This is a genomic window from Streptococcus sp. HSISS3 (genome assembly GCF_000448605.1).
Lineage (GTDB): Bacteria > Bacillota > Bacilli > Lactobacillales > Streptococcaceae > Streptococcus > Streptococcus raffinosi.
Genome location: NZ_CM002130.1, coordinates 1,015,734 through 1,027,339, shown reverse-complemented (window position 1 = coordinate 1,027,339; position 11,606 = coordinate 1,015,734). Strand labels below are relative to the sequence as shown.

Below are 11,606 nucleotides of genomic sequence, written 5' to 3'. Positions count from 1 at the left end.
AAAGATGAAATACTATTTAAAAGAAGAATTTTTACACGACAATAATGCTAAAAATGCGGGAAATAAAGCACGTAATGACGTTGAAGTGATTTTAAATGACCTAGGTTATGCCCCCTTAAAAGTTATAGTTGATGACTGGTATAAAATGAATGTTCTTAATGCTCAGATTCACAAATATAGAGCACTTTTGAGAGTCTTTAAACGCTTAAAGAAAATGATGATATTGTGATACAATTTCCCTTGTTACATCATTCTTTGTTCATTAACAGTCTACTAAAATCTCTTAAAAATAAAGGTGTTAACATCTATCTGCTGATTCATGATTTAGAGACCTTGCGTTTTGTAAATGACAAGACTCTCCCCTTTAGAATGAAGTTGCGGATGAAATTAACGGAAAGTGATACATTTCATAGTGTAACTGGCATTATTGCCCACAATTCTATTATGAAGTCAGTTTTGGTGGATAAAGGAGTGGCGGAAGATAAGATTGTCAGTCTTGGGATTTTTGACTATTTGATTCCAAATTTCCAAGAAAAGACAGGTCTCACCAAAAATCAGCCAATTATTGTGGCTGGTAACTTGGCACAAGAAAAAGCTGGCTATCTATACTCACTTCCTGCAGAACCTGCTTATAACCTTTATGGTGTAGGTTTTGACGAGAGTAGAGCCCTTGAAAACGAGACCTACTTTGGTTCTTTCCTACCTGATGAACTTCCTGTAGCCCTAAAGGGTGGTTTTGGTCTTGTCTGGGATGGAGAAAGTGCTGAGACCTGTAGTGGTGTCTTTGGTGAATACCTACGTTACAACAATTCTCACAAAGCTTCACTATACTTGGCATCAGGCTTCCCACTTGTGGTGTGGAAACAGTCAGCTTTGTCACATTTTGTACTTGAGCAGGGCTGCGGTATTGCAGTAGACTCTCTTTATGATTTGAAGGCTACCATTGAAAATCTCTCAGAAGACGATTACCAAACCTTAATTAAAAATTCCAAGCGTGTCGGTCAGGAGATTCGTGACGGTCACTACCTAATTACTGCGCTTAACAATTTAAAGTAAAATAAAACTCCTCATTTTGTGAGGAGTTATTGTATTATTTAGAAACCTCAAACTGGTACTGGGTTCCTGGAACTTTCCCATTTGAGTAGATAGCTTTGATATAGTCGTCATATGTGATTGACTTAGATTTTCCAGCTTTTACAAGCTCTTGATCACGCCAGATATATGGATCAGTGGCGTTACTATCTCGTTTGGTAAGATAAAGATATTCAATATAGGTTCTGTCATCAACAAAGGCACCAGCAACCTTTTCTTTACCATTATCTGATCGCGTATACATACGAGTTGTACCACCTCCGTCGAGTAAGAAGGCAAGACGAATATTTGAGTAACCTAAATCTTTCAAAAGGTGATAAACGTCTTCGTGATTTAATCCTTTATTGAGGGAGGTGTGGCCGTAGGTTTGAATAATACGGATAATGCCATCATAGGTCTCTACATAAATAGAGCGTGCATTAGGTTGGTCAGGATCACCTTTCTCCCATGACTTGTCAACCTTTTTATCTTTAATGAGTATACCAAAGGCGCCGGTATCCCAACCGTTGCTTCCCATATGTGTGAACATTTTGGCTGTATCTATATTTGGGTAGGTTCCTGCACTGATATTGTTTTGATCATCGCCATAAAGAAGGCCAGTTTTGCCAAGTTCGATTTCTTTTTGGGCGAAAGGACGATCTAGACCTTCATAAGACCAAAATCCTGAGTTAATCAGAGCAATGGCTTCACGACGTTTAGCTTCGTACTTAATACTTTGCTCTGTGAGTTTAGGGTTATTATCTTCGGTTCTTCCTTTTTGGAGGACGTATTTTCCGTCTTTTTTAAAAGAAAGGATTTGCATGTCTACATTTTTAATACTACCAGTCTCAAGAAGAATTGATTGATCTAGTAGTTCCTTATTTTTGATGGTGAAGCTCAATCCATCCTTATTAGACGGCATGGAGAGCTTTTTTATATCACGTTGATTAAAGTAAATAGTGACATAGAGTAGTCCAGCCACGACACCTGTTAAGATTAGAAGAATAAGAACTATTCTTAAAATATTTTTCAATTTCATACTATTATTATAAACAATCCAGGCTAACAAAACAATCTAATTCTTTCTAAATTTGAAAAAATAAGAATATTTTTCTGCAATAATACTGGAAAGCGTTTTCTAAAAGGTCTATAATAGAGGTAAATCAGTCATGGGTGTAATCACGACCATGGCTTTACCATTTTCTGAAGGAGTGTCTTTTATTAGATGCCATGCTAGTGTTTAATAGTATACCTAAAGATACACAGGGCTTCTTCAGTTTATGAATCCGATTTCTGCTTTAGAGGTGATAATATGAAAGAATTTTATTTGATGAGACATGGGCAAACACGTTTTAACGTTCAGCATAGGCTTCAAGGAGTCTGTGATGCTCCTTTGACGGAAGTTGGAATCGAACAGGCTAAGAAGGCAGGCCAGTATCTAGCTAAGCAAGAACCAATTTTTGACCATCTCTTTTCTTCAACATCTGAGAGAGCTAGTGATACTCTAGAAATTGTAACTGGCCGAACAGACTATGAAAGGCTTAAAGGGCTTAAAGGACAGGATTTTGGAGCCTTTGAGGGGCAGCCAGAGTATCTACTTCCGAAACCTTTACCAGATGGTCAGGGGTTTGGAGATTACTTTCTTCAATTTGGTGGTGAGAGCACTACTCAGGTTCGGGATCGTATGGAGTTGACGGTTAGAGCCATCATGGAGAGTGTGGCTGAAGATTCTAAGTCCTTACTGGTTAGTCATGGTCCATCTATTTTACAGTTTAGTAGACGTGTTTTAGATCCGACTCCAGAATTACGTGGTCTAAAAAATTGTTGTATCTTACATTTTACTTATGATCAAGGTCAATTTGCATTGGTTTCGATTTATAATCCGGTAGAGGAAGAGTATATTTTCGGAGGCGAAAAATGACACGATTTTATTTGATGCGACATGGGCAAACACTTTTTAACACACTCAATCGTATCCAAGGTTGGTGCGACTCCCCTTTGACCGAAAAGGGGAGAGATCAGGCACGTCAGGTTAGGGCTTATTTTCAAAAACATCATCTGAACTTTGACCAATATTATTGCACGACAACGGAGCGGGCATCTGATACTTTGGAGTTGGTGACAGGACAGACTGCCTACCATAGGGTAAAGGGACTCAAGGAAATGAATTTTGGTATTTTTGAGGGACAACCAGAATATCTTCACCCCAAGACAACTATTGTAGGGCATTTTGGTAATCATTATGCTCAGTTTGGTGGGGAAAGTCAGGACCAATTTGTTGCTCGTGTAGTGAAAAGTGCTAGGGAAATAGTCAATAAACATCCCGATCAATCCATCTTGGCTGTTAGTCATGCTGGGGCTTTGATGACTTTTTTACATGCTGTGGAGCCAGAGCGTGCGTTCCAGTCTTGTCCAGGTAATTGTGCTATCTTAGTTTTCGATTATGATGGGACTGATTTTCACTTTATCAAACTCATTGATCCAATAGCTGACCAAGAGTTTTCGGATTTCTAGAAGCTTTCTCATGTCAAAGATAGTAAGATGCCCTTTCTTAGTGTATAATGAAAGGGTATCTTAAATTTTGGAGTATCTATGAAGTTTACAAAAAATCAATTTATTTGGTTGGCTGTCCTTTTTTTCAGTTGTTTTTTGATATACACTTACTGGGAAACAGTTGTTTCAATTTGTAACACGATTTTTGTTGCCAGCCAGCCCTTCTTGGTAGGAGCAGGAATAGCTTTTGTGGTCAATATCTTGATGTCTTTTTATGAAAAATGGCTAGTCAAGCTTGTTCCTTTTGCTTTTACCCATAAAATCAAACGCCCCATTTCTTTGCTTTTAGCCTTTGCGACCATTGGTTTAGTCTTTACCTGGGTAGTCTTTACCGTTCTTCCAGATTTGATTGATAGTATCAATACACTGATTAGTCAAGATAGATCGGCTATTAATAACCTGATTAATTGGTTACTTAAAAATAAGTCTTTGCAAAAAGTTATTCAAGACTTTGGTGGTGTGACTCAGGTTAGAGAGCTGATTAATACTTACAGTGCTCAATTACTTCAACAGATTATGAATGGTTTGACGAGCTTCTTGACGTCATTAACGAGTTTACCGTCAACCTTGATTAACCTCTTTATCAGTATCGTCTTTTCTTGCTATGTCTTGGCTGGCAAAGAAAAACTTGGTAATCAGGTCAATCGCTTGGTAGAGGTTTATTTAGGTCGTTTTGGTAAGACGTTCCATTATGTCGTTGGGATTCTCAATAATCGTTTCCGTAATTTCTTTGTTTATCAGTCTCTTGAGGCATGTATTTTGGGGACTTTATGTTATATTGGAATGCGTATCTTTGATTTCCCATATGCTGCGACTATCTCTATCTTGATTGGATTCTCAGCGATGATTCCAGTTGTGGGAGCCTACATTGGTGTGACGATTGGTACCATTTTGATTATGACCCATTCAGTGACTTTGGCACTTTTGTTTATTGCTTATGTGGTTATATTGCAACAGTTCGAGGGAAATCTCATCTATCCCTATGTTGTTGGTGGTTCTACTGGTCTGCCGGGTATATGGGTTATCTTCGCCATCACCATCGGATCAGCCTTAGGTGGCATCCTAGGTATGCTGGTTTCTGTGCCAGTAGCTGCGACCCTTTATCAGATTGTTAAGGACAATGTGGTTAAACGTGAACAGGACAAGACAACTAAGTCGCTTGAAACTAAATATTAAGTGAAACAGATTACGGTCTGTTTTTTGATACGCTTGACTAAACATCGTCAGCAACAAGGATAGTTGTGTTGGTTCATCTATATTATAGAGTATTATGATACTACATTGATATAAGTGGTTTTTGATCTTATTAATAGAATACCTAGTATTTAGATACTATTTATATATAATGGATTTTCTTATCTGATTCACACAATTTTCAAAAAAATGCTAGAATAAAACTATCAAGATTTTCCTATCTTTCCGAAGAAATAGTGGAAGTATTGCTTACGTGCAGAAATTAAGAATTTATAAATGTGTTAAGGATAAGGTGTGAGATATGATAGAATCAACAAGACCTGAGCTTTCGACTTATCAAGAAGAACGGTTAGCTAAATTTGTGAGTGACAATCAAAAACTTGGCAAGGGTCAAATTGTGTTTGCTGGAGATTCGATTACAGAATTTTTTTCCTTGAAAAAATATTTGGGAAGAGACCTCCCTTTGATTAATCGTGGAATTGCAGGAACAGATTCCGTTTGGCTCTTAGAGCATCTTAAAGAGCAGGTTTTAGATTTAGAGCCTGATAAATTAGTCATCTTGATTGGTATTAACGACATTGGACGAGGCTATCCTATTCGAGATATCGTCAATCGTATTTCGAATATGGTTATGGCAGTTCGTCAAGAATCACTTTCAACAGAGATTTATTTGCTGAGTGTCTTTCCAGTCAGTGAAAGGTCAGAGCATCGCTCAAAGGTAAAAGTAAGGAATAATACAACGGTTTCTGAGCTCAATCAAGAACTTGCTGTTCTTCCTGGTGTGACCTATGTGGACCTTTTTGACTATCTAGTGGATGATCAAAGTCAGTTAGATGAGAAATATACAACTGATGGTCTTCATTTAACCCCATTAGGCTATCAAGCCATAGCAGAACCAATCATAAAGGAGATTTTAGAATGAGGGTAGGTTTAGTCCTGGAAGGTGGAGGCATGCGTGGCCTGTATACAGCTGGTGTTTTAGATGCCTTTTTAGAGGCTGGTATCAAGGTTGATGGGGTAGTTTCAGTGTCTGCAGGAGCGCTTTTTGGTGTCAATTACTTGTCCAATCAACCTAAGAGGGCATTGCGCTATAACAAGCGTTTTATGGGAGACCGGCGTTACATGAGTTTCTGGTCCTGGTTAACAACTGGTAACTTTGTTAATAAGGAATTTTCCTACTATAAGGTGCCAATGGAACTAGATGTTTTTGATCAGGAGGCTTTTGCTGAGTCAGGGGTTCCTTTCTATGTGGTTACTACAGATATTGAGACAGGTAAGCCAGACTATATCAAGATTGACCATGTCTTTGAACAGATGGAAGCCCTTCGTGCCAGTTCCGCCCTCCCCTTGGTTTCTGAGATTGTAGACTACAAGGGTAAGCGTTATATGGATGGTGGCCTTTCTGACAGTCTTCCTGTTGATTTTATGGAAAACTTAGGCTTTGATAAGCTTATTGTTATTCTGACTCGTCCTAAGGGCTATCGTAAACAGCCTTCAAAAACCAGCAAGAGACTCTACAAGATTTTTTATCGAAAATATCCGGAATTTGTGAAAGTGGCTTCAAACCGCCATATTCACTACAATAAGAGCATTGAGAAAATTGAGGCTTTGGAAAAATCTGGAAAACTGTATGCCATCCGTCCAGAACATGCCCTTAAAGTCGGGCGTTTAGAAAAAGATCCAGAAAAGTTTGAAGCCATCTATCAAGAAGGGCTGAAACAAATGCGAACCAATATTGATGATCTCAAAACATTTCTTCAAGACAAGTAAAAAACGTGCCATTGCGCACGTTTTTTTTACTTGTTAGATTGTCGAGCTTGTTTGCGTTCTTTGACTTTTTGTCGATGGCCTTTTTCGTTAAGATAAATCAAGTATAGAAGTCCAACTGGGACAAGGCATAAGAACCAGAAATAAACAGGTAGTATGTTACTTCCTTTAGTATTAGTGGTTGCATTACCCTTTTGGTTACTTCCAAAATCGAACCAGCCTTTAACTTTAGTAGCCTTAACCGAAGTAGCTTTGATTTTAGGTGAGACTGTTTTTAGGCCATTATCAACCACAATTTGGTCATCTTTGACAGAGATTTTAGGTTCTTGGCCTTTTTTAACAGTGGCATAGACATCTTTTGCGACATCATATTTTTTACCGTCAATTTTTTGCTCGCCTTTACTTAAAACTTTCTTGTAAGAGAAGTCTTTGTACATTTTCTCAACAAGAGCATTCCCAAACGTATGGCGAATTTCTTCCCCTGTTTGGTCAGACCAGTCACCAGAACCCATGATGACAGCAATCATACGCTGATCGCCACGCTTGATGGTATCAATATAGTTGAAGGCACCTTCTGGACTAGAACCTGTCTTCAAACCATCAACTCCCTCAATACCATATTTAGCACCAGGGATAGAGTAGTTGTAGGTTTCGAAGGTTTCCTCATAAGGTGTTCCTTTTTTAACCGTGACAACTGGTTTGTCGGTGTAATTGAGAATTTTCGGATATTTCTTGATAAAGTTATAGGTCATGATGGCCAAATCACGTGCAGTCGTCTGGTTGGTTTGGTTGATATCATAGCGTTGGGGGTTGTAGTAGCCTTTGAAGGCAACAGCAACAGCGCCAGAAGCATTGTACCATTTGGTATGGGTCATTCCCAGCTCTTTAGACTTCTCGTTCATCTTATCAATCCATTTATCTGGATCATTATTGGTCAGATAATTGGCTAACATTACGGTTGTAACGTTTGAAGACGGCACAGCAGTCATGGTAATGAGTTCTGAAACGGTATATTGGACACCAGCGACAATCTTATTATTGGAAATTTCATAGATCTCAGCTATAGCTTGATCGGTAGGAGTAGCTGTGATGACAGTATCTTCTGAAATCTCGCCTTTAGACATGGCTTCAAAGACCAGATAAAGCGTCATAGCCTTGGACATTGAGGCAGGGTCACGGACTTCATCAGCATTTTCTTCCCAGAGGACGTCACCAGTATTTCCATCAATTAGGAGAGTGGACTTAGGACGATAGGCCTCCGTAGCTTCAGTATAGCCAGCGGCATGTGTGATATCCATTAACTCGTCAGCATTAGACAAACTTGGTGCTAGAGCTAGACAAGCTGTTAAAAGGATGGCAACAATTTTCTTTTTCATAATGTGTCTCCTTTATTATCTATGAGGCTCTGACTTGGCAAGAACCTCCTCACATTCAATAATAGTAAAAGCATGTCACTCAAACTGCAATTTTCTTATTTGATAGTGACTATTATTCCCATTATACCATATAAAACCTAGTCTTTTAGCATCTTTGGAGAATTTAATGCAATTTTTAGAATCTATTGAATGTTGTAGGCAATAGTGCTGGTGACAAGAAAAAAACGAGCTATTTGCTCGTTACTTGTCATTTTTTATGGTTGTTATTTGATGGTAAATCATAAACCATGTCTCATTTCGACGCCAGATACTGGTATGGAAATTTCCCTCCAATTCGTAACTGATTAATTTGGTTTTTTGACTTACGGATGTCATCTTAAAGTCTTTATAATTGTTAAGGAGCGGTTGTTGGTTAGCAATGACTTCTTGGCGGTTGTGATGATGTCCATTTTCATCAATCAAGTAGAAATCAGGGGCTAAAAGATTTTCATAGTCAGGGATTTTTGATAGAAATATCTTTTCATTTCGAGAAAGTTTATGGAGGACATTGCCATAAATCTCATCCTCAGGAATTGCAGCTGGTTCGACATGGACATCAGTGTCGTAGACAGAGAAACGCTTGCTGAGGACTTTTTCGATTTGTTCAGTGATGGCATGACTCTCGTAAACAGAGAGGTCGGGGTTCATTTCTACAACAATGTCAAGGTAGATGTTACTCCCATAGGAACGGCCACGTTGCTTTTTAACTTTGGTAACTTTAGGGATCTCCAGAATAGCTTTTTCATAGGCCTTGAGATTTTTCTCATCGAAACCATCTGATAAACTAAAGGTTGCTTCCATGAAAATATCGTAGGCTGTCTTTAGGATGAAAAAAGTGATGATAATGGCAGTAATATAGTCAATGATAGTAAGGTTGAAAGATGCTGCGATGATGGCAATTGAGGTTCCGATAGAGGTCACAGCATCAGAGAGATTGTCTTTAGCAGCCGCAATGAGGGCGCTGGACTTCAGTTTTTTGGCAAGACTCTTATTGTAGAAGTAGACGCCACACATGACGATGGCAGAGAGGACTCCAACGGTAGCACCAAGAGGATCAACTACAGTTTCAATTCTTAGAAAAATCTTTCGGACTGTTTGGATAAGGACTTGGAAGCCCACTACAAACATGATGAAGGAGGTGACTAAGCTTGATAAGTCTTCAATTTTCCAATGGCCAAACCTGTGGTCTGAATCGGCTGGTTGACTAGCCAGGTGTAGTCCAATGAGGAGAGCTACATTTCCCAAGATATCTGACAAGTTGTTGAAACCATCAGCTATCAAAGAGCTAGAGTTTAAAAAGTGTCCAGCGAGAAGTTTCGCTATTGTTAGAAGCATGTAGGCTACGATACTAACGATGGGACCTCGCCTCGCCGCCCGTAAGTTTTCATACGTCGTCATAGAATTACCCTTTTGTTTAAATACAAGTGTTTATTATAGCATAAAATGATAGCTTATTAAAGGTTGTATTGGTTTTTATCGTAATGCTTGTTCGATTTTAAAATGAGAGTCAGAAGGAGAATGCAAAGAGTCAGCCTTTTTCAGTATTTTCCGAATATTCCCTACACATTTATGGTATAATTTAGGGGATTAAACAGTCTAAAAAAGAGGTTTTTATGGAACATTCGACATGGCATAGGCTTTTGAAAGAAGCTTTGCCGGACCATTATTTTTCAAAGATAAATCAGTTTATGGACCAGGTTTATAGCCAGGGAATCGTTTATCCCCCACGTGACAAGGTGTTTAATGCCTTGTTAGAGACTCCTTTCGAAGAGGTTCGGGTGGTTATCCTTGGACAGGACCCTTATCATGGTCCTAATCAGGCTCAAGGCTTGTCATTTTCAGTGCCTGAGACGATTCCAGCCCCACCTTCTTTGGTTAATATTCTCAAAGAATTGGGAGAGGATCTTGGGCCTAGAACGCATCATGATTTAACGACCTGGGCCAAGCAGGGAGTGCTATTGCTTAATGCTTGTCTGACTGTTCCAGCAGGTCAAGCCAATGGGCATGCCGGTCAGATTTGGGAACCGTTCACAGATGCTGTTATCAAGGTCCTCAATCAAAAAGATAGTCCCGTTGTCTTTATACTTTGGGGTGGCTATGCACGTAAGAAGAAGTCTCTAGTGACTAATCCTAAGCATGCCATTATTGAAAGTGCCCACCCGAGTCCCTTGTCGGCCTATCGTGGTTTTTTGGTAGTAAGCCTTTTTCAAAAGCCAATACCTACCTTGTCTCTCAAGGCCAATCCCCAATTGATTGGTTGAAGTAAAATAGAAAGTTGGAAGATTATGTTACTTATTAAAAATGGTCGTGTTGTCGACCCTAAATCAGGTTTAGACACGCAAGCTGATGTTCTTGTTGATGGTAAAAAAGTCGTTAAAATCGCTGAAAATATTGACGCAGGTGATGCTCAAGTCATTGATGCGACTGGTCTTGTGGTTGCTCCTGGATTGGTGGATATCCATGTTCATTTCCGTGAACCAGGCCAAACCCATAAGGAAGACATTCATACTGGTGCCTTAGCAGCGGCGGCGGGTGGCTTTACGACTGTTGTAATGATGGCTAATACAAATCCAACGATTTCAGACAAGGAAACTTTGGAGGAAGTCTTGACTTCAGCAGCTAAAGAAAATATCCATGTGAAGTCTGTTGCAACAATCACTAAGAATTTTGATGGTGAAAACATCACTGATTTCAAGGGTTTGCTTGAAGCAGGTGCTGCTGGTTTCTCAGATGACGGTATTCCATTGACCAATGCTGGAATTGTCAAAAAGGCCATGGAGTTGGCTAAAGAGAATAATACCTTTATCAGCCTTCACGAAGAGGACCCTGACCTTAATGGTATTCTCGGATTTAATGAAAATATTGCTAAAAAGAGTTTCATATTTGTGGAGCAACTGGTGTAGCTGAGTACAGTATGATTGCGCGTGATGTCATGATTGCTTATGATACCCAAGCCCATGTTCATATTCAACACTTGTCAAAAGCTGAATCTGTCAAAGTGGTTGAATTTGCTCAAAAACTTGGAGCACAAGTCACAGCGGAAGTAGCACCACAGCACTTCTCAAAAACTGAAGACCTCTTGCTTTCAAAAGGTGCTAATGCCAAGATGAATCCACCACTTCGTTTGGAATCTGACCGTCAAGCCGTTATTGAGGGATTGAAATCTGGAGTGATAACTGTTATTGCCACAGATCACGCGCCACACCATGCAGACGAAAAGAATGTGGCTGATGTGACTAAAGCCCCGTCAGGAATGACAGGACTTGAAACGTCTCTATCTCTTGGATTGACATACTTGGTTGATGCAGGCCATTTGAGTTTAATTGAGTTATTGAAAGTGATGACCAGCAATCCATCTGAGCTTTATGGCTTCGATGCCGGTTATTTGGCTGAAAATGGACCAGCTGACCTTGTGATTTTTGCAGATAAAGAAAAACGTCAGGTCACAGCAGACTTTAAGTCTAAAGCGGCCAACTCACCATTTGTCGGTGAAGAGCTTACGGGAAGTGTCAAATACACTATCTGTGACGGTGAGATTGTTTATCAAGCCTAAGTTTACGCCCCTTCTTATTTGAGAAACCGAATGAAATTGTTATGGTTTTGTCT

Annotated in this window: 8 protein-coding genes and 3 pseudogenes; 8 read left to right on the top strand and 3 right to left on the bottom strand. The window is 39.4% G+C overall.

From position 1 onward, the window contains the following. Positions 1–4: 4 nt before the first annotated feature. Positions 5–1,056 (top strand): annotated as a pseudogene (locus HSISS3_RS04835) (galactofuranosyltransferase). 34 nt (positions 1,057–1,090) lie between these two features. On the opposite strand, the gene HSISS3_RS04830 reads toward HSISS3_RS04835, so the two are convergent. Continuing rightward, positions 1,091–2,110: a phosphodiester glycosidase family protein gene (locus HSISS3_RS04830; RefSeq protein ID WP_196757051.1), complete on the bottom strand. Its 1,020-nt coding sequence runs from the start codon at positions 2,108–2,110 to the stop codon at positions 1,091–1,093. Between the two features lie 273 nt (positions 2,111–2,383). Between HSISS3_RS04830 and HSISS3_RS04825 the strand changes: the two genes are divergently transcribed. From HSISS3_RS04825 to HSISS3_RS04805, 5 genes are all read left to right on the top strand, one after another. Further along, entirely contained in the window at positions 2,384–2,992 is a 609-nt protein-coding gene (locus HSISS3_RS04825; protein WP_021145426.1) for a histidine phosphatase family protein, read from the top strand. Continuing rightward, a complete protein-coding gene (locus tag HSISS3_RS04820) occupies positions 2,989–3,585 on the top strand; it encodes a histidine phosphatase family protein (protein ID WP_021151910.1) in 597 nt (198 codons plus the stop codon). The genes HSISS3_RS04825 and HSISS3_RS04820 overlap by 4 nt, the downstream gene beginning before the upstream one ends. A 78-nt stretch (positions 3,586–3,663) precedes the next feature. Continuing rightward, a complete protein-coding gene (locus tag HSISS3_RS04815; RefSeq protein ID WP_021151909.1) occupies positions 3,664–4,800 on the top strand; it encodes an AI-2E family transporter in 1,137 nt (378 codons plus the stop codon). 319 nt (positions 4,801–5,119) lie between these two features. Next, on the top strand, positions 5,120–5,740 hold the full coding sequence (locus HSISS3_RS04810) for an SGNH/GDSL hydrolase family protein (RefSeq protein ID WP_021145422.1): 621 nt from the start codon (positions 5,120–5,122) through the stop codon (positions 5,738–5,740). Beyond that, positions 5,737–6,588: a patatin-like phospholipase family protein gene (locus tag HSISS3_RS04805; RefSeq protein ID WP_021151908.1), complete on the top strand. Its 852-nt coding sequence runs from the start codon at positions 5,737–5,739 to the stop codon at positions 6,586–6,588. Before HSISS3_RS04810 ends, HSISS3_RS04805 begins: the two co-directional genes overlap by 4 nt. A 26-nt stretch (positions 6,589–6,614) precedes the next feature. Here HSISS3_RS04805 and HSISS3_RS04800 read toward each other — a convergent pair whose 3' ends face one another. Further along, positions 6,615–7,961, bottom strand: a complete 1,347-nt coding sequence (locus HSISS3_RS04800; protein ID WP_021151907.1) for a DUF1958 domain-containing protein — start codon at positions 7,959–7,961, stop codon at positions 6,615–6,617. A gap of 240 nt (positions 7,962–8,201) precedes the next feature. Continuing rightward, complete coding sequence (locus tag HSISS3_RS04795; protein WP_042771834.1) at positions 8,202–9,398, bottom strand: cation diffusion facilitator family transporter; 1,197 nt, start codon at positions 9,396–9,398, stop codon at positions 8,202–8,204. Between the two features lie 215 nt (positions 9,399–9,613). Between HSISS3_RS04795 and HSISS3_RS04790 the strand changes: the two are divergent. Both HSISS3_RS04790 and HSISS3_RS04785 read left to right on the top strand, forming a co-directional pair. Then, positions 9,614–10,266 (top strand): annotated as a pseudogene (locus HSISS3_RS04790) (uracil-DNA glycosylase). 19 nt (positions 10,267–10,285) lie between these two features. Continuing rightward, positions 10,286–11,553 (top strand): annotated as a pseudogene (locus tag HSISS3_RS04785) (dihydroorotase). Positions 11,554–11,606 lie beyond the last annotated feature (53 nt).